The organism is Arthrobacter sp. NPDC056691, from assembly GCF_042791415.1.
Classification (GTDB): domain Bacteria; phylum Actinomycetota; class Actinomycetes; order Actinomycetales; family Micrococcaceae; genus Arthrobacter.
In genome coordinates, this window is record NZ_JBHTXX010000012.1 from 124,485 (window position 1) to 142,518 (window position 18,034).

Consider the following 18,034-nt stretch of genomic DNA (forward strand, 5'->3'; position numbering starts at 1 on the left):
AGAGGGTTTAGACAATGACCAAAACAAGCAAGATCGTCCTTGCTGTCCTCGCCATCGCCGTACTGTCCGCAGCCGCAGGCTTCTTCGGCAGCGGCTTCCGCGGCAACAGCGCCGCCGCTTCCACCGGCTCCGCGCAGGGCACGTTCATCGAGGAAATCAAGAAGCGCGGCGAACTCCGCGTCGGCGTTGCCATCGCTCCGCCCATGACCGTCCAGCAGGCCGACGGCACACTGGGCGGACCCAACCTCATTCCGCTGGAGGAACTGGCCAAGCAGCTCGGCGTGAAGCTGGTGCCTGTTGCCGCGGAATGGAAGAACATCGTGGCCGGCCTGCAGGCCAACCGCTACGACTTCGCAGCAAACCTCGATTACACCGTGGAGCGGTCACTGGCGATCTCCTTCACGAACCCCGTCTACGAGTACCCCGGCGTGTTCGTGGTGAAGGCCACCTCGCCACACACCACCTCTGACCAGATCATCCAGAGCGGCGGCCAGATCGCTACCGCCCAGGGCGCAGCTCCGGAAGCCACGTTGAAGGGCCTGACGTCCAAGATCATGCCCATGGATTCCTACTCGAACGCCATCTCCGCCATCCAGGCCGGCCGCGCGGTCGCCGAATTCACGGACCTTCCCACCGCTGAATCGCAGGCCCAGGCAGACAAGACGCTGAAGATCGTCGTCCCGGATCCGGAGATCTACTCGGGCACCGCCGCGTACGGTGTGCCAGCCGGCGTCGACGCCCGCTCGATGCAGATCGTCAACATCGCCATCGAGCGTGCACAGAAAAGCGGCAAGCTCGCCCAGGCCTACACCAAGGTCAACTACTTCGAGGTGGACAACCTCGGCGACCTGAAGAAGTAGTGACCTGCCAAGAAATGATCTGGCAAGAAGTCACCCGGCAAGGAGCCAAGACATCATGAACTACAACTTCGACTGGGACGTGGTTGCCCGGGCAGTGCCTGCAATGATGCAGGGCCTCGGAATCACCCTCCAGATCACACTCATCACCGTCGTCATCAGCATGGTCCTCGCCGTCCCCGTGGCCGTGGGACGCATGTCCAAGATCGAGGTCATCCGCTGGGCCGCCCAAGCCTACATCGAGATCTTCCGCTGCACGCCGCTGCTGGTCCAGCTGTTCTGGATCTTCTACGCCATGCCGGCGCTGACCGGCGTCACCCTTCCCGGCGAGGTCTCGGCAGTCATCGCACTGACGGCCAATCTCACGGCCTTCATGGCCGAGGCCTACCGCAGTGGATTCCAGTCGGTGCCCGTGGAACAGGTCGAGGCCGGGCGGATGCTGCAGCTGAGCCGCTTCCAGCAGCTGCGCTACATCATCGTTCCCCAGGCCCTGCGCCAGCAGCTGCCGGTGATCCTCTCGCTGAACATCTCACTGTTCAAGGACACGGCGCTCGTCTCCACCATCGCCGTCGCGGACCTGATGTTCATCTCCAACACCATCTCCTCGCAGACGTACCGGTCCCTGGAAGTCTTCACGCTGGCGGCCTTCGTCTACTTCGCGATCGCCTTCCCGGTATCCCTGGCAACCAGCGCACTGGAACGCCGGATGCAGAACAGCTCCGGCATGGGCGCCCCGCCGCCCCGGAAACTCGTCTCACGCATGATGCCGGGCTCCCGGACGCCCGGCTCCCGGGCCGCAGAACCGCGGACTACAGACGACCGGACGGCGGTGCCGGCATGAGCCACTCCGCACCCGGCACGCAGCTTTCCAGCCGCCAGGAGAAGGACAATGATGGAAGCGAACAGAAGGGCACCCCGGTGACAACTCTGGAGCAGACCGCAGGCCGCGCCGGCTGCGGGCAGGTCCTGGTGGAGGCCCGCGGCCTCCAGAAGAGCTTCGGCCCCCGGCAGATCCTCAAAAATGTCGACTTCGAGATGAACAAGGGCGACATTACCGTCATCATCGGCAAGTCCGGCTCCGGCAAGTCCACCCTGCTACGCGCCCTCGCCGGCCTCACCGACCCCGACGAGGGCCACATCGTCGTCGACGGCAAGACCGTGTTCACCGAACAGCAACGCACCAAGGAGTGGGACAGCGTCCGCTCGGAAGTCGGCATGGTCTTCCAGACCTACACGCTGTGGCCGCACATGAATGTGCTGGACAACCTGGTCCTGGCACCGCGCAAGGTCCGCGGGACCGGAGCAAAGGAATCCCGGGACCGGGCCGAAGCGGCGCTGGCCGAGGTGGGCATGGCACACCACATCCTCAGCAAGCCCACCCAGCTTTCCGGCGGTGAACGGCAGCGCGTCGCCATCGCCCGGGCCCTGATGATGAAGCCCAAACTCCTGCTGTGCGACGAGATCACCTCTGCCCTTGACCCGCCCGTCGCGGCCGAAGTCCTGGATGTGCTGCGCCGGTTGAAGGAGGAGGACGGCATTGCGGTGGCGCTCGTGACCCATGACATGGCGTTTGCCTCCAAGGCCGCCGACCGCGTGGTGTTCTTCCACAACGGTGAAATCGCCGTCAACGCCACCCCGGAAGCCGCATTCGACAAGTGTGACAACGAAGACCTCAAGAAGTTCGTGGACGCCGTCCGTTTCTAGCCTGGCTGGGTTAAAAAGCGGACCAAGAAAGGAATCACAGTGCATACCGTTGTAATCGGCGGCGGCGTTATCGGCCTGACGCAGGCTTACCACCTCGCACGGGAGGGCGAGACCGTCACCGTCATCGATGCCCGGGCCACGGGCCTGGGCGCGTCCGAGGTCAATGCCGGGTGGATCGTCCCGGCGGAGGCGGCACCCGTGCCGGGTCCCGGCGTCGTTCTTCAGTCCCTGAAGTGGATGCTGCGGCCGGACAGCCCGCTCTACATCAAGCCATCCGTACAGCCGGACTTTTTGAAGTTCATGTTCAACATGTGGCGGCGGTCCAACTTCCAGGACCAGCGCGCCGGCTTCGAGGGGCACCTGCGCCTGGCGCAGCACACCATCGAGACCTTCGACGAGTACCGCGCCGACAGCATGGACTTCGAAATGCACAGCGGGGGCCTGCTGATGGCCTTCACGCAGAAGGAAAACCTCGAACACCACCTGGACAACCTGGACCTGCCCAAGTCCTTCGACCTGGACCCGCAGGTTCTGGTGGGCGACGACGTCCGCAACCACGAACCGCTGCTCACCGACGCCGTCTACGGCGGCATCTACTTCCCGCAGGAACGGCACGTGGACCCCGGGGCCATGGTCACCGCCCTGCACAAGCGGTTGGTGGAGATGGGCGTGCAGATCGTCGAGAACTCCCCCATCGACCGGGTCACGTTCCGCGGAAACGCGGTGACCGCTGTGCACAGCGGGGAGCAAAAGTTCGACGCCGACCGGTTCGTTCTCGCCGCCGGCGCCTGGACCGGGCCGCTCTCCAAACTGTTCAAGGCACCCATCCCGGTACGCCCGGGCAAGGGCTACAGCCTCGAAGTCCCCGCCTACGGCCTCAAGGGCGCGGTGAACCTCTCCGATGCGAAGGTGGCCGTGACCCCGTTCAACGCCCGGCTGCGGCTGGCCGGAACCATGGAGTTCGGCGGCCTGGACGAGAAGATCAACCAGGTCCGCATCGATGCGATCCTGCGGGCACCGCGCACCTACTTCAGGGGCTGGGAACCGCCCACGGAACCGGTGACCCCGCGGGCCGGCATCCGCCCCATGACCCCGGACGGCATGCCCGTCATCGGTGCCCTCGGCCACCTGAACAACACGTTTGTTTCCACCGGCCACGGCATGCTCGGCGTCACCCTCGCCCCGGGCAGCGCCGCAGCCCTGACCAACCTCATCCTGCAGGGCAAGAAGAACCCCGCCATGCTGCCCTTCACCTCAGCACGCTTCCTCCCCCGCACCCACGCGGCCTAAAGCCTCCACAAACCTAAAAAATTTCCCGAAAGGAACAACATGTCACGCACCAAGAAGGACCTCCGCGGCATCCTCGCAGCAGTCACCACCCCGTTCACCGAGGACGGGGCCGCCATCGACGAAGCAGCGCTGGCGCACCAGGTGGAACGCCTGGTCTCGGCCGGCATCCACGGACTCGTTCCCACGGGCTCGACCGGTGAATTCACCACGCTCTCCGCTGACGAGTACCGCCGCGTGATCGAGCTCTATGTCAAGGGCGCCGACGGACGCATCCCCGTCGTCGCAGGCATCGGCGCACTCTCCACGCAGGCCGCCATCGACCTGGCCCAGCACGCAGAAACCGTCGGGGCCGACGCGATCATGCTCGTCCCGCCGTTCTACGACCCGCTGGACCTCACCACCCTCAAGGCGTTCCTCTCCGCGGTGGCCGGTTCCATCTCCATCCCGGTGATGTACTACAACATCCCCGGCGTCACCGGAGTTCGCCTCACCGCCGCCGAACTCGCCGAACTGGGCGACATCGACGGCGTGGACTACATCAAGAACACCTCCGACGACGCCATCGCCCTGGCCGAGCTCCTCGCCGCCCGCACCGACAGCATCAAAGCGTTCAACGGCTGGGACACCCTGACGTTCTTCGGCATCGCCTCCGGCGCCGAAGCCTCCGTCTGGGGCACCGCCGGCGTGGTGCCCGAACTCGCCGTCGAATTCTGGGAAGCCCTCGCCGAGCAGAAGGACCTGGACCGCGCCCGCGAACTGTGGAAGCACCTCTGGGCCATCAGCGACTTCCTCGAGTCCGTCAACTACGTCGCCGGCATCAAGGCAGGCCTGGAACTCATCGGCCAGCCCGTCGGACCTGCCCGCCTGCCCATCCTTCCCCTGCCCGCCGAAGAGCGCGAACGCTTCGCCGGCATCCTGCAGAACGCCGGCGTCCTCCCGGCAGTAGCAGCATGAGCACCCGCTCCACCGGCAGGCTCGCCCTCGACGCCATCGAGGTCCACGCGGAAGGCGAGCCCGGGCGGATCCTGACCAACGCCGCCGGCCTCGTCCGGGGCGAGACGATGGTGGAGCGGCTGCAGTACTGCAAGGAAAACCTGGACTGGCTGCGCCGGCTCATGCTCCATGAGCCGCGCGGCTACCCGGGCCTCTGCGCAGTGATCATCCTGCCCGCCGTGAACGAAGGCTCCGATTTCGGCATCGTCGTCCTGGAACAGGGCGGGTTCACCCCGATGTCCGGGTCCAACACCATCTGCGCCGTCACCGCGGTGCTGGAGGCCGGCATCGTCCCCGTCCGCGGACCGGAAACAGTGGTCACCATCGACACCGCGGTCGGGACCGTGCAGGCGGTCGCGAAGGTGCATGAAGGCAAGGTCCTCTCGGTCACGGTCGTGAACGTCCCGGCGTTCGTCGTCGAACTGGACTTCCCGCTCCGGGTGCCCGAACTCGGAACGGTTCCCGTCGACGTCGTGTTCGGCGGCCAGTTCTTCGCCCAGGCGCGGGCAGCCGACGTCGGGCTGGAACTGCACCCGGACAACGGCAAGGAACTCGCCCGCGCCGGCGCGCTGATCAAGATGGCCGCGCTGGAGCAGATCCAGGTCAGCCACCCGGAGAACCCGCTCATCGCCGGCGTCAACCTGGTCATGCTGCACACCGGCGACCGCGTGCCCGGCCGGCAGGACCGCAACACCGTGGTCCTCTCCAACGGCAAGCTCGTCCCGTCCCACCCCGCCACCTGGACCGGCGCGCTGGACCGCTCCCCCTGCGGCACCGGCACGTCCGCCCGGATGGCCGCGCTGCACGCCCGCGGCCAGCTCGGGATCGGGGAAGACTTCTCCCACCACAGCATCATCGGCAGCGAATTCATCGGCCGCCTCGCCGGCACGACGACGGTGGGCGGCCGGGACGCGGTCCTCCCCACCGTCACGGGCCGGGGCTGGGTCACCGGCGGCGGGCAATGGGTCCTGGACCCCACCGACCCCTTCCCCGCCGGCTACACCGTGGGCGACATCTGGGCACCGGGTTCGTAATCTCCCCCGCGAGATGGCATTTCATGGCAGTGTCCGCCCGCAACGTTGCCGTCAAGTGCCACCTCGCGCACCAAAATCTTCCAAACAACTGAAAGCAGGAGTTGTGAGCCAGTTCATTAACGGCAAGCTCGTCGACGGCACCACCGGACAAACCGTGGACGTCATCGACCCGTCCAACGGAACCACCGTAGACACCATCACCCTCGCCGGCAGCGACGACGTCAATCTCGCCGTCCAGGCCGCCAAAGACGCGTTCCCGGCCTGGTCCCGGGCCACACCGGCCGAACGCTCGGCCGTCCTCACCAAATTCGCCGCGCTCATGGAAGAGCGCGCCGAGGAATTCGCCCAGCTCGAATCCCGCCAGGCCGGCAAACCGATCCGCCTCACCCGCGAATTCGACGTCCCCGGCACCATTGACAACATCGCCTTCTTCGCCGGAGCCGCCCGCAACCTCGAAGGCAAAGCCACCGGCGAATACTCCCCCGGCCACACCTCCTCCATCCGCCGCGAAGCGATCGGCGTCATCGGCTCCATCTCACCCTGGAACTACCCCCTGCAGATGGCCGCGTGGAAGATCCTGCCCGCCATCGCCGCCGGCAACACCATCGTCCTCAAACCCGCCGAAATCACCCCGCTCACCACCCTGCTGTTCGCCCAGGTCGCCACCGAAGCCGGCGTACCGGACGGCGTCATCAACGTCATCACCGGCCGCGGCTCCACCGTCGGAGCCGAACTCCTCCGCCACCCCGACGTGGACATGCTCTCCTTCACCGGCTCCACCGTCGTGGGCCGCACCGTCCTGGAAGCCGCCGCCACCACCGCCAAGCGCCTGCACCTCGAACTCGGCGGCAAGGCACCCTTCGTCGTCTTCGATGACGCCGACCTCGAAGCCGCCATCCACGGCGCCGTCGCCGCGTCCCTGATCAACACCGGCCAGGACTGCACCGCCGCAACCCGCGCCATCGTGCACCGCTCCGTCTACGAGGAATTCATCGCAGGTGTCGCGGACCTCTACGCCAAGGTGAAACTCGGCGCCACGTCAGATCCCGCCACCGACCTCGGCCCGCTCGTCTCCCGCAAGCACCAGGAAACCGTGGCGGGAATGGTCGAACGGGCCCGCGGCTACGCCCGCGTCATCGGCGGCGGAATCCCCGACAGGGAGCACGACGGCGAGCTGGCCGACGGTTCCTACTACCGGCCCACCCTCGTGGCCGACGCCACCCCGGACAGCGAAATCTTCCGCGACGAGGTCTTCGGCCCCGTCCTTGCCGTCACCCCGTTCGACACCTACGAGGAAGCCATCGCGCTGGCCAACGACACCCCCTACGGCCTCGCCGCCTCCGCCTGGACCAGGGACGTCTACCGTGCCCTGCGCGCCACCCGCGAAATCCGCGCGGGAGCAGTCTGGGTCAACGACCACATCCCGATCATCAGCGAAATGCCCCACGGCGGCTTGAAGCAGTCCGGCTTCGGCAAAGACATGTCGACGTACTCTTTGGATGAATACACCGTGGTCAAGCACGTCATGTTCGACCTCACGGGTGAAAAAGCCAAAGACTGGCACCGGACCATCTTCACTTTGGAAGGACAGAACTAATGACGACGGCGGCACTCACCGGACGCTTTGACGGCAAGACCGCGCTGGTCACCGGGGCAGGCGGAGGCATCGGCTCGGCCATCGGCCGCCGCCTGGCCGCCGAAGGCGCCCATGTGTTCATCTGCGACGTGAATGAGGCAGCGGCCAAGGACGTGTCCGACACCCTCGTTGCCGAGGGTCTTTCCGCGGAGCCGCTGGTCTTTGACCTCCTCGACCCCGAGGCCTCGAAAGCTGCCGTACAGAAGATCATCGAAGCCCGCGGCCGGCTCGACGTCCTGGTCAACAACGCCGGCGTCAACCGGCGCGGGGACCTTCTTTCCCTCACGGAGAACGACTGGGACCTCTCCTTCGCCGTGAACGTCGACTCGCTCTTCCACCTGTGCCGGGCTGTCCTCCCCCACATGATCGAAGCCGGCGGCGGCGCCATCGTGAACACCGCATCGCAGTGGGGTCTCTACCCCGCACCGGCACACATCGCCTACAACGTGTCCAAGGCCGCCGTCGTGGCCTTCACCAAGAACCTGGCCCGCGACTACGCCCCGAACAACATCCGGGTCAACGCCGTCGCCCCCGGCGAGGTGCACACGCCGATGCTTGAGGCGGGCCTGGCCCGCAACGGCCGCACGGTGGCCGACCTGGACGCACTCGTGCCCTTCGGCCGCATCGGCAAGCCCGAGGAAGTCGCCGCGCTCGTGGCCTTCCTCGCCTCGGACGAGGCGCCGTACATCTGCGGATCGGTTATCGAGATCACCGGCGCGCAGGCCGTGGCATGAGCGGGTTTACCGGCGCAGGGATGCTGGCCGGGAGGACCGTCCTCGTCACCGGCGGGTCCCGTGGCATCGGCCGCGCCACCGTCGAGGCGATGCACCGGGAGGGCGCCCACGTCGTGCTGCACTACGGCAACGACAAGGACTCTGCCCAGGCAACAGCTGACCGGCTCGGCGCGCGCGTGAAGCTGGTGCAGGGCGACCTGAGGGACCCCGACGCGCGGCGCAGGGTCTGGGCCGAGGCAGTTGAGTGGCGCGGCGGCGTCGACGTCCTGGTCAACAACGCCGGTGCGTGGCTGGCATCCGAGATCGAGGACGGCGGCACCTGGCAGCAAGGCTGGCAGGCGAATTATGAGCTGAACCTGCTGGCCCCCGCCGACCTCTGCCGCGAAGCCATCCTCGGGTTCCGGAAACGGGGCGGGGGCATCATCGTGAACGTCGCCAGCCGCTCATCGCACCGCGGCGACGACGCCGAACACCTCGCCTACGGTGCGGCGAAGGGCGGGCTCCTCGCCCTCACCAAGGGCATCGCCCGCGGCTACGGCCAGGACAACATCCTCGCCTACGCCGTGGCGCCGGGCTGGGTGGCGACCGATATCTCCGCGCATATCTCCCCCGACGATCCCATGCTCAGCGGCCTGCCACTGGGCGAGGTCACCCCGCCGGAGGACGTCGCCGAGGTGATCACCTTCCTGGCGTCGGGCCGCTCCCGGCACACCACCGGAGCGACCATCGACATCACGGGAGCCGACTACGTGCGGTGACCGCCGTCGTCGTTCTTGTCCCTAACCTTCCCCACAGACGGAGTACTGACATGGACCTTCGGCGCATTGACGACTGGGGCCTCCTGGGCGGCGCCAGCGTGGAGATTCGCGCGCATGGCGTTCCCGTCTGCAGCGGGATGGTCGACGACGTCACGGACGACGGCGGGATCCTCTGGATCCGCTCAACGATAGAAGGACGCCGCCTTTTCGAGAAGGCGGCGTCCTACGAAGCCTGGGCCATTGAGGATCGGCTGGGGTTCCACTACCGGGTATCAGTCAGCTAAATCGCGTTCTGGGCTCCGGCGTTGCGGTCCATCCGTGCCAGTGCGTCCCTTCGGCTGGCCTCGCATGCCAGGGGTGTGAGGCAGGTTTCGTAGTCGGCGATCTGCGCGATGCGCCGCTTGTGCCGTGAGTCCTGCGTGAAGGGCTCCTGGAGGAAGAAGACAGCGAGTTTGAGGCATTCCTCCGGCGTGTGTTCGCGGGCGCCGAGGGCGATGACGTTCGCGTCGTTGTGCTGCCGGGCCAGGCGTGCAGTTGACTCGTTCCAGACCAACGCGGCGCGAATCCCCCTGACCTTGTTGGCGGCGATCTGTTCGCCGTTGCCCGAGCCGCCGATGACGATTCCAAGGCTTGGCCGGTTGTTGTGGAGGTCGCGGGCGACGCCCTCGGCCGCGCTGATGCAGAATGCCGGGTAGTCATCCTGCGCGTCGTACTCGCTGGGCCCGTGGTCCACCACGTCATACCCCAGGCTGGTGAGTTCCTGTTGCAGTGTCCGGCTCAAATCGAGGCCTGCGTGATCGGTGCCTATGTGGACCCGATAGGCAGGCCCGGCTTCGCGCCCGTTGATTGATGATGGTGCAGTGCTCATGTGATCGCTTTCAAGGTGTTCTGGTCCGACAGTTACAGGGTCTTTCCTGCGGAGCCGAGCTGCTGGGTTGCCTCGACGATCCGGGCGGCGAGGCCGGCTTCGGCGGAGGCGCCCCAGACGCGGGGGTCGTACGTCTTCTTGTTGCCCACTTCGCCGTCGACCTTCAGGACGCCGTCGTAGTTGCGGAACATGTGGTCCACCACCGGACGGGTGTACGCGTACTGGGTGTCCGTGTCGATGTTCATCTTGATGGTGCCGTAGGACACCGCGTCCGCGATTTCCTGGTCCGAGGAGCCCGAACCGCCATGGAACACCAGGTCGAACGGGTTCTCCTTGCCGATCTTCGCGCCCACCTGGGCCTGGATGTCCTTCAGGATCTCAGGGCGCAGCTTCACCCCGCCCGGCTTGTACACCCCGTGCACGTTCCCGAACGTCAGGGCCGTGATGTAGCGGCCGTTCTCGCCGGCGCCCAGGGCGTCGATCGTGGCCAGGGCGTCATCGACGGTGGTGTAGAGCTTCTCGTTGATCTCGTGCTCGACGCCGTCTTCCTCGCCGCCGACCGTGCCGATCTCGACCTCGAGGATCATCTTCGCCGCGGCGGTGCGTGCCAGCAGTTCACGGGCGATCCGCAGGTTCTCGCCCAGCGTCTCGGCCGAGCCGTCCCACATGTGCGAGTTGAACAGCGGGTTCCGGCCGGCCTTGACCTCGGCCTCCGAGGCGGCCAGCAGCGGCAGCACGAAACCGTCCAGCTTGTCCTTCGGGCAGTGGTCGGTGTGCAGGGCGATGTTGACGCCGTAGTTCTTGGCCACCTCGCGGGCGAACGCGGCGAAGCCCAGCGAACCGGCAACCATGTCCTTCGTGGACGCGCCGGACCAGTACGCCGCACCGCCGGTGGAAACCTGCACGATGCCGTCAGACTCGGCCTCCGCGAAGCCGCGCAGAGCCGCGTTCAAGGTCTGGGAGGAGGTGACGTTGACCGCCGGAAACGCGAAGCCGCCCGCCTTGGCGGAATCGATCATCTCGGCATAAGTATCGGGGGTTGCAATAGGCATGCTACTCGACTACCTCGCCGGTGGACTCAAAGGTGGCGATCTTGCCGATGCGGCGTTCGTGGCGTTCGGCGTTGGTGAATGGCTCGGCCAGGAATGCCTTAATCAGTTCGGTGGCCTCCTCAACCGTGTGCTGGCGTCCGCCAACTGCGACAACGTTGGCGTTGTTGTGCTGGCGGGCCAGGACGGCCGTGTCCAGGTTCCAGGCCAGCGCTGCCCGCACACCCTTGACCTTGTTCGCGGAGATCTGCTCCCCGTTGCCTGAGCCACCCAGCACGATCCCCAGAGCGTCCACGCCCGCGGCCTGGTCGGCCACGACGGCGGTCGCGGCGTTGATGCAGAATGCCGGGTAGTCATCCTCGGCGTCGTAGGCGGCAGGCCCATGGTCCACCATCTCGTAGCCGCTGGCTGACAGCGCCGTGATGAGGTGGGAGCTGAGCTCCATGCCGGCGTGGTCGGTTGCGATATGAACGCGCATGTGTGGTCCTTTAGGCTTGCTGGAATACGACGTTGTTGGGGCTCGACGCTGCTGTGCCGAAGGCGAGTTGCCCCTTTGCCCGCAGCGACTCGATGGCGTCCTCAGGGGATGGCTTGCCGTACACGGCCGATCCGGCCACGAAGACGTTGGCGCCGGCCTCGGCGGCGCGGATGATGGTTTCCTCCGTGATGCCGCCGTCAACCTGGATGGCTACGTTCACCCCGGCGCCCTCGACCGCGGCGCGGGCGCGGCGGATCTTGGGCAGCACGACGTCCAGGAATGCCTGGCCGCCAAAGCCCGGTTCGACCGTCATGAGCAACAGCATGTCCAGTTCGGTGAGCATGTCCAGGTATGGTTCCAGGGGCGTGGCCGGGCGCAGTGCCATGCCTGCTTTGGACCCGCGTGCGCGAAGTTCGCGGGCCAGTTTGATGGGGGCGTCGGACGCCTCGACGTGGAATGTCACCGAACTCAGGCCGGCGTCAGCGAACTGGGGCGCCCAGCGGTCGGCATTGGAAATCATGAGGTGGGCGTCAAGCGGCACGGGGCTGACCTTTTGTATCCGTTCCACAACGGGCAGGCCGATGGTCAGGTTCGGCACGAAGTGGTTGTCCATGACATCCACGTGCACGGCGTCGGCGTTGCTAATGCGTGCCAGCTCGGCTTCGAGGTTGACGAAGTCGGCCGAGAGGATGCTGGGGTTGATACAGCAATTCAGGGGTGAAACGGACATGATGTCTGCCTTTCGGTGATCAAGCCTTCGGTGATCAGGGTGACGAGGGCGTGGGGACCCCACTGGGTCCCCACGCCCTCGAAGCGGATGGTGGCTGGCCTAGCGGCTAGGAGGCCTTCCGTGCGGTGGCGAGGGCGCCTTCGACGTCGGCCAGCAGTTCCTTCCAGCTGGACACGAACTTGTCCAGGCCTTCGGATTCCAGCAGGTCGACGACGTTGTTGTATGAGACGCCGAGGTGCTCGAGGGCGTTGAGGACGCGGTTGGCTTCCCCATAGGTGCCGGTGATGGTGTCGCCTGTGACCACGCCGTGGTCGAACGTGGCGTCCAGGGTCTTCTCCGGCATGGTGTTGACGATGCCGGCGGCGACGAGTTCGGTGACGTAGAGGGTGTCCGGGTACGCCGGATCCTTCACGCCGGTCGAGGCCCAGAGGGGCCGCTGCGGGCGGGCGCCGGCTTCGGCCAGGGCTGCCCAGCGCTCGGTGGAGAAGAGCTTCTCGTAGACCTGGTAAGCCAGGCGGGCGTTGGCGACGCCGGCCTTGCCCTTGAGGGCCTTGGCTGAGGGGGTGCCGATCGTGTCCAGGCGCTTGTCGATCTCGCTGTCCACGCGGGAGACGAAGAACGATGCGACGGAGTGGATCCTGGAGAGGTCGTGGCCGTTCTCCCGGGCCTGCTCCAGGCCGGCCTGGAAGGCGTTGATGACGGCCCGGTAGCGTTCCAGCGAGAAGATCAGGGTCACGTTGACGCTGATGCCCTCCGCAAGGACCGCGGTAATGGCCCCCAGCCCTTCAAGTGTGGCCGGGATCTTGATCAGGACGTTGTCCTTGTCGACCTTCTTGAACAGGTTCTTCGCTTCGGCGATCGTGCCCTCGGTGTCCCAGGCGAGGCGTGGGTCCACCTCGATGGAGACGCGGCCGTCTACGCCGTTGGTGGCGGCGGCGATCGGGGCGAAGAGGTCGCAGGCGTCGGCGACGTCCGTCGTCGTGATTTCGAAGATCGTCTCCTCGACGCCGGCGCCCTGCGCGGCAAGTTCGGCGATCTTGGCGTCATAGTCCGTGCCGGAGGTGATGGCGGCCTGGAAGATGGACGGGTTGGTGGTCACGCCGACGACGTTCTTCTGGTCGATGAGCTTCTGCAGGCTGCCGCTGGCGAGCCGCTCCCGGGAGAGGTCGTCCAGCCAGATGGACAAACCTGCTTCGGAAAGCTGGGCGGTGGGTGTTGCGTTGGACATGGCTTGTTTCTTCCTTCGAAAGTTAGTTGGCTGCGGCGGCGAGGGAGTCTTTGGCCGCGGCCGCGACTGCTTCTGCCGTGATGCCGAATTCCTGGAACAGGCGCTTGTAGTCTGCGGAGGCGCCGTAGTGTTCAAGGCTGATGGACCGGCCGGCGTCGCCGACGAATTCCTTCCAGCCCAGGGACAGGCCGGCTTCGACCGAAACGCGGGCCTTGACGGCGGCGGGCAGGACGGCCTCGCGGTAGGCGGCGTCCTGCTTGTTGAACCACTCAACGCACGGCATGGACACCACGCGGGCGGCGATGCCTTCGGCCTGGAGTGCTTCGCGGGCCTGGACAGCCAGCTGGACTTCCGAACCGGTGGCGATCAGGATGACCTGTGCGCTCACGGTCTTGCCGTCCTTGGATGCCTCGGCCAGCACATAGCCGCCGTTGGCCACACCGGCCGGGGAAGCGAAGGTGTTGCCCTCGGCAGTACCCTCGCCGCGGGCGAAGGTGGGGACGTTCTGACGGGTCAGGACGATGCCGGCCGGGTTCTCGTTGTTCTCCAGGATGGTCTTCCAGGCGATGCCAACCTCGTTGGCGTCGGCCGGGCGGACCACGTCCAGGCCCGGAATCGCACGCAGGGTGGAGAGCTGTTCCACCGGCTGGTGGGTGGGGCCGTCTTCGCCGAGGCCGATGGAGTCGTGCGACCACACGTAGATGGACGGGACGCCCATGAGTGCACCGAGGCGGATGGCCGGCTTCTGGTAGTCGCTGAAGATCAGGAACGTGCCGGAGAACGCGCGGGTCTTGCCGTGCAGGCTGATGCCGTTCACGATCGACGCGGCAGCGTGCTCACGGATGCCGAAGTGCAGGACCCGGCCGTACGGGTTGCCCTTCCACGCTTCAGTGGAGCGCGAGGCCGGGATGAACGACGGCGATCCCTCAATCGTGGTGTTGTTGGACTCCGCGAGGTCGGCCGAGCCGCCCCAGAGCTCCGGCATGACCGGACCGATGGCATTCAGGACCTTGCCCGAGGCGGCACGGGTGGAAACGTCCTTGCCGGCTTCGAAGACCGGCAGTGCGGCGTCGAGCCCGGCGGGGAGCTGGCGGGCCTCGACGCGCTCCAGCAGGGCAGCACCCTCCGGGTTGGCGGACTGCCAGGCGGAGAAGGACTCTTCCCATTCCTTCCGGGCAGCCGCGCCGCGGTCCACCACACGCCGGGCGTGGGCCAGCACGTCCTCGTCCACCTCGAAGGACTTCTCGGGGTCGAAGCCGAGGACTTCCTTCAGGGCTGCGACTTCGTCTGCGCCGAGGGCTGAACCGTGGATTTTGCCGGTGTTCTGCTTCTTGGGGGCCGGGTAGCCGATGATGGTGCGCAGCGAGATGATGGACGGCTTCGAGGTCTCGGCCTTCGCTGCCAGGAGCGCGGAGTACAGTTCCTGGACGTCTTCGACGTATTCGCCCGACTCGGTCCAGTCCACGCGCTGGGTGTGCCAGCCGTAGGCTTCGTAGCGCTTCAGGACGTCCTCGGTGAAGGCGATGTCGGTGTCATCCTCGATGGAGATGTGGTTCTCGTCGTAGATGACCACGAGGTTGCCCAGTTCCTGGTGGCCGGCGAGGGACGAAGCCTCGGAGGTCACGCCTTCCTGGATGTCGCCGTCGGAAGCGATGACCCAGATGGTGTGGTCGAACGGGCTCTCGCCGGCGGGAGCGTCGGCGTCGAACAGGCCGCGCTGGCGGCGCTGGGAGTACGCGAAGCCCACCGAGGAGGCAAGTCCCTGGCCCAGTGGGCCGGTGGTGATCTCAACGCCGGCGGTGTGCTTGTATTCCGGGTGGCCGGGGGTCAGTGCACCCCACGTGCGCAGCTCCTGGAGGTCCTTCAGTTCCAGGCCGTAGCCGGAAAGGAACAGCTGGCTGTACAGCGTCAGCGAGGAGTGCCCCGGCGACAGGATGAACCGGTCACGGCCGATCCAGTCCGGGTCACGCGGGTCGTGGCGCATCAGCTTCTGGAACAGAAGGTACGCTGCCGGAGCGAGGCTCATCGCCGTGCCGGGGTGGCCGTTGCCGACCTTCTCGACGGCGTCGGCGGCCAGAACGCGGAGTGTGTCCACTGCCCGCTGGTCCTCGGCCTGCCAGTCGAGTGTTGTGGTGCTGTCTGCGATGGACGTCGCGGTTACTGTCGGATTCACGATTAATCCCCTTTGATTCGGTCGTCGGCCTGCAGCGGCCGAACGGATGCTTTCCGGTTAACACCTATGCTTCCGAAACTAATGGGTAGGAGTAACACTGTTTTCTGACGGTTTTTACTACACTTTAGGACTGGGTAGCCGGTAAACTGTGCGGATGAGCGCAGTCACAGACCAGCCAACGAAGGCGTCCAATAAGCCCGTTTCAGACCTGCCGTGGCCGCTGCTGCATTCCGTGGCAGCCGTGGCCGATGCACCCCTCACCCAGATAGCGGAGCGGCTGCGTGATGCCACGCTCCCCTACCTGGGAAGCAGCGCACTGGTCATCTTCACCGAGGACTGCACGGGGCGGCCGCAGAAGAAGGCGGGTGCGGAGGACATCATTTCCCGGGTTTCCATCGCCGAGCTGGACACGCTCCGCGCCACCCTTTCGGATGAGACCCCCTGGTTCGGGGAAGCCGAACTTGCCGGCCGGGCCCGGCCCGCACTCGCGCTGAAACACGCCTCCAGCCAGGCCCTCCTCGTCCTCACGGATCCTCAGCCGTCCGAGGCCGGGGACAACGGCGGGCTGGACCTGGTGAGGTATCTGTGGACCCTTGCCGCCCGGCGGATCCAGGAGAAGGTGGCCGATGCGCCGCCGTCGTATCTGCTGGAATCCCGGGCCGCCTCAGCCGAACGCATCCGCGTGACGGCGGAACTCACCGACCTGCACTCCACCACCCTGGAGACCCTCCTGGCGGCCCTGCGCTCATCCTCAATGGACAATGCAGTGGCCCGCACCACCGTCACAGACCTCACCGCCAAGGCTCTGGTCCGGCTCCGCACCCTCAGCGACCGCACGACGGACCTGGTTGAAGAGCCGGTCGCCAAGGCCTTTGAACGCCTGCGCGAGGATTTGCGGCCGCTCACCGGCTACAGCGGCATTGAGGCCGAGTTCATCGAGCCGCCGCTGAATGGTCGGGCCCTGCCCGGCGAGGTTGCCCACGCCGCGCGCGCGGTGGTCCGCGGGCTTGTGCTGGCCATGATGGAACAGCCCGAGGTCAGCAGGATCCGGACGCAGTGGGACTGCGACGGTGAGAACCTGCTGATCAACGTGCGCGACGACGGCCGCGGTGCTCTCGCCGCGGACTCGCCGAGCATCAGCCGCCTGGACCGCCGGGTCCAGGCGCTCACCGGACACCTGCGGATGGACGTCATGCCGGGCTGGGGTGCGGACGTCTTCGTCTCGCTCCCCCTGGACCTGCCGACCCGCCCCGCCGGGGATGTCGCCGGATGGAACCTTGCCGCCCGGGAACTTGAAGTGCTCCAGCATCTCGCCGCCGGGAACCGCAACCGCACCATCGCCTCGGCGATGGGCATCAGCGAGAATACGGTCAAGTTCCATGTGCGGAACCTGTTCAAGAAGCTCGACGTCGGCTCACGCACCGAGGCCATCGCCCTGGCACACAACCACGGACTCCGGTAACGGGATAGGAACCGGACAGAACCCGAAACGGCGGCACCCAAAAGGGTGCCGCCGTTGTTGTTCTGCTCTGTGCGGGGTTATGTGGTGGTGGCGAACATGAGGGCCATGGTGGTGGCGCTGAGGGCTTCGAGGGCGTGTTCGGTGCGGGTGTGGTGTTGGCGTGTTTTTGGGTGGGTGGTTGGTGTGCGGAGGAGGAGGATGAGGAAGGTCAGGGCGGCGGTTGTGAAGAGGAGGGTGAGGAGGAGGGCGGGGGTGTGGCCCAGGGGTGCTGCTGTGGTGGTGGTGGGTGTGGTTGTCATGGTGTGGTGGGCGTGGGCCATGGGCATGGGCATGGGTGTTGGTGTTTGGTTGGCGGGGGTGGTTGGGGTGGTGGTGGTGGGGTGGGTCATGAGGGTGATCATGAGGGCTGCGGCGGTCATGGTGAGGGCGTGGTAGGCGCATTTGAGTCGTCCCTGGGTGCCGGCGCAGAGGAGTTTGTATTCGGGGCGGGCGACGGCCTGGATGATGAACCAGAGGGCGGCGGCGGCGAGGAGGCCGATTTGGGCGAGGGTGGTTGAGGGTGCGAGGTTCCAGAGCATGGCGGCCATGAGGGTGTTCATGAGGGTGTGGAGGGTGTTGTTGACCCGGTCGGTGAGGTGGGGTGAGCGTGCGGCCTGCCAGAGGTGGTAGGTTCCGCCGGCCAGCAGGATGGCGGTGAGGGTCCAGGTTAGTGCGGGGATGTTGAACACGCGGATCACGCTTTCGCTGCTGGGTGCGGGTGGGTTTTGGGTTCGGTCCCCGGTGCGGGTGCCGACAGCACCGGGGACCGAAGTTTTTGGGGTGGAAACGGGCGCGGTCCCCGGCGCCGCCCTGCGGGTAGCATCGGGGACCGCTTGTTCAGTGCTGGTTGTTGGGAGGGCTGCCGGGTTTAGTGTGCGTTTCCGGTGGAGCAGTGTCCGCCGTTGGTGGTGCCGCGGGTTTCGGTGGGGAGGTTGAGGGTGGGGTTTTGGTTGAAGAAGCCGTGGGGTTCGAGCATGAAGCCGATGTTCTGGCGGGGCATG

Annotated in this window: 18 protein-coding genes; 11 read left to right on the forward strand and 7 right to left on the reverse strand. The window is 66.4% G+C overall.

Annotation, left to right across the window (positions count from 1 at the left end; all coding sequences use genetic code 11):
- Window positions 1-14 precede the first annotated feature (14 nt).
- The 10 genes from ACFRAU_RS12200 to ACFRAU_RS12245 all read left to right on the forward strand — a co-directional run bounded on the left by ACFRAU_RS12200 (window position 15) and on the right by ACFRAU_RS12245 (window position 9,290).
- Window positions 15-860: a substrate-binding periplasmic protein gene (locus ACFRAU_RS12200; protein ID WP_378000121.1), complete on the forward strand. Its 846-nt coding sequence runs from the start codon at window positions 15-17 to the stop codon at window positions 858-860.
- A 55-nt stretch (window positions 861-915) separates the two neighbouring features.
- Entirely contained in the window at window positions 916-1,698 is a 783-nt protein-coding gene (locus ACFRAU_RS12205; protein WP_377995831.1) for an amino acid ABC transporter permease, read from the forward strand.
- The gene (locus tag ACFRAU_RS12210; RefSeq protein WP_378000122.1) at window positions 1,695-2,561 is read left to right on the forward strand and encodes an amino acid ABC transporter ATP-binding protein; all 867 of its coding nucleotides are present in this window, start codon (window positions 1,695-1,697) and stop codon (window positions 2,559-2,561) included. Before ACFRAU_RS12205 ends, ACFRAU_RS12210 begins: the two co-directional genes overlap by 4 nt.
- Window positions 2,562-2,600: 39 nt before the next feature.
- The gene (locus tag ACFRAU_RS12215; RefSeq protein WP_378000123.1) at window positions 2,601-3,851 is read left to right on the forward strand and encodes an NAD(P)/FAD-dependent oxidoreductase; all 1,251 of its coding nucleotides are present in this window, start codon (window positions 2,601-2,603) and stop codon (window positions 3,849-3,851) included.
- A 39-nt stretch (window positions 3,852-3,890) separates the two neighbouring features.
- The gene (locus ACFRAU_RS12220; RefSeq protein ID WP_377995834.1) at window positions 3,891-4,805 is read left to right on the forward strand and encodes a dihydrodipicolinate synthase family protein; all 915 of its coding nucleotides are present in this window, start codon (window positions 3,891-3,893) and stop codon (window positions 4,803-4,805) included.
- Entirely contained in the window at window positions 4,802-5,878 is a 1,077-nt protein-coding gene (locus ACFRAU_RS12225) for a proline racemase family protein (RefSeq protein ID WP_378000124.1), read from the forward strand. Before ACFRAU_RS12220 ends, ACFRAU_RS12225 begins: the two co-directional genes overlap by 4 nt.
- Window positions 5,879-5,981: 103 nt before the next feature.
- Window positions 5,982-7,475, forward strand: coding sequence for a gamma-aminobutyraldehyde dehydrogenase (locus tag ACFRAU_RS12230; protein ID WP_378000125.1), 1,494 nt, complete (start codon window positions 5,982-5,984; stop codon window positions 7,473-7,475).
- On the forward strand, window positions 7,475-8,248 hold the full coding sequence (locus ACFRAU_RS12235) for an SDR family NAD(P)-dependent oxidoreductase (RefSeq protein ID WP_378000126.1): 774 nt from the start codon (window positions 7,475-7,477) through the stop codon (window positions 8,246-8,248). The genes ACFRAU_RS12230 and ACFRAU_RS12235 overlap by 1 nt, the downstream gene beginning before the upstream one ends.
- Window positions 8,245-9,006, forward strand: coding sequence for an SDR family NAD(P)-dependent oxidoreductase (locus tag ACFRAU_RS12240; RefSeq protein ID WP_378000127.1), 762 nt, complete (start codon window positions 8,245-8,247; stop codon window positions 9,004-9,006). Before ACFRAU_RS12235 ends, ACFRAU_RS12240 begins: the two co-directional genes overlap by 4 nt.
- 50 nt (window positions 9,007-9,056) lie before the next feature.
- Window positions 9,057-9,290 (forward strand): hypothetical protein, encoded by a 234-nt coding sequence (locus tag ACFRAU_RS12245; protein WP_378000128.1) that lies wholly within the window; start codon window positions 9,057-9,059, stop codon window positions 9,288-9,290.
- On the opposite strand, the gene ACFRAU_RS12250 is transcribed toward ACFRAU_RS12245, so the two are convergent.
- The 6 genes from ACFRAU_RS12250 to tkt all read right to left on the reverse strand — a co-directional run bounded on the left by ACFRAU_RS12250 (window position 9,287) and on the right by tkt (window position 15,505).
- Window positions 9,287-9,874 (reverse strand): ribose-5-phosphate isomerase, encoded by a 588-nt coding sequence (locus tag ACFRAU_RS12250; protein ID WP_378000129.1) that lies wholly within the window; start codon window positions 9,872-9,874, stop codon window positions 9,287-9,289. The genes ACFRAU_RS12245 and ACFRAU_RS12250 overlap by 4 nt on opposite strands.
- A 32-nt stretch (window positions 9,875-9,906) precedes the next feature.
- Window positions 9,907-10,926, reverse strand: a complete 1,020-nt coding sequence (gene fbaA, locus ACFRAU_RS12255; RefSeq protein WP_377995841.1) for a class II fructose-bisphosphate aldolase — start codon at window positions 10,924-10,926, stop codon at window positions 9,907-9,909.
- Between the two features lies 1 nt (window position 10,927).
- Window positions 10,928-11,401 (reverse strand): ribose-5-phosphate isomerase, encoded by a 474-nt coding sequence (locus ACFRAU_RS12260; protein ID WP_377995842.1) that lies wholly within the window; start codon window positions 11,399-11,401, stop codon window positions 10,928-10,930.
- A gap of 10 nt (window positions 11,402-11,411) precedes the next feature.
- A complete protein-coding gene (gene rpe / locus ACFRAU_RS12265; protein ID WP_377995843.1) occupies window positions 11,412-12,131 on the reverse strand; it encodes a ribulose-phosphate 3-epimerase in 720 nt (239 codons plus the stop codon).
- Between the two features lie 106 nt (window positions 12,132-12,237).
- Window positions 12,238-13,359 carry a transaldolase gene (tal, locus tag ACFRAU_RS12270; RefSeq protein ID WP_378000130.1) on the reverse strand — a complete coding sequence of 374 codons (1,122 nt, stop codon included), beginning with the start codon at window positions 13,357-13,359 and terminating at the stop codon, window positions 12,238-12,240.
- A gap of 22 nt (window positions 13,360-13,381) precedes the next feature.
- On the reverse strand, window positions 13,382-15,505 hold the full coding sequence (tkt, locus tag ACFRAU_RS12275) for a transketolase (protein WP_378000135.1): 2,124 nt from the start codon (window positions 15,503-15,505) through the stop codon (window positions 13,382-13,384).
- A gap of 181 nt (window positions 15,506-15,686) precedes the next feature.
- Between tkt and ACFRAU_RS12280 the strand changes: the two genes are divergently transcribed.
- Complete coding sequence (locus ACFRAU_RS12280) at window positions 15,687-16,994, forward strand: LuxR C-terminal-related transcriptional regulator (RefSeq protein WP_378000131.1); 1,308 nt, start codon at window positions 15,687-15,689, stop codon at window positions 16,992-16,994.
- A gap of 77 nt (window positions 16,995-17,071) precedes the next feature.
- Here the strand turns inward: ACFRAU_RS12280 and ACFRAU_RS12285 are convergent, their stop codons facing one another.
- Window positions 17,072-17,731 (reverse strand): DUF5134 domain-containing protein, encoded by a 660-nt coding sequence (locus tag ACFRAU_RS12285; RefSeq protein WP_378000132.1) that lies wholly within the window; start codon window positions 17,729-17,731, stop codon window positions 17,072-17,074.
- Window positions 17,732-18,034: the final 303 nt, after the last annotated feature.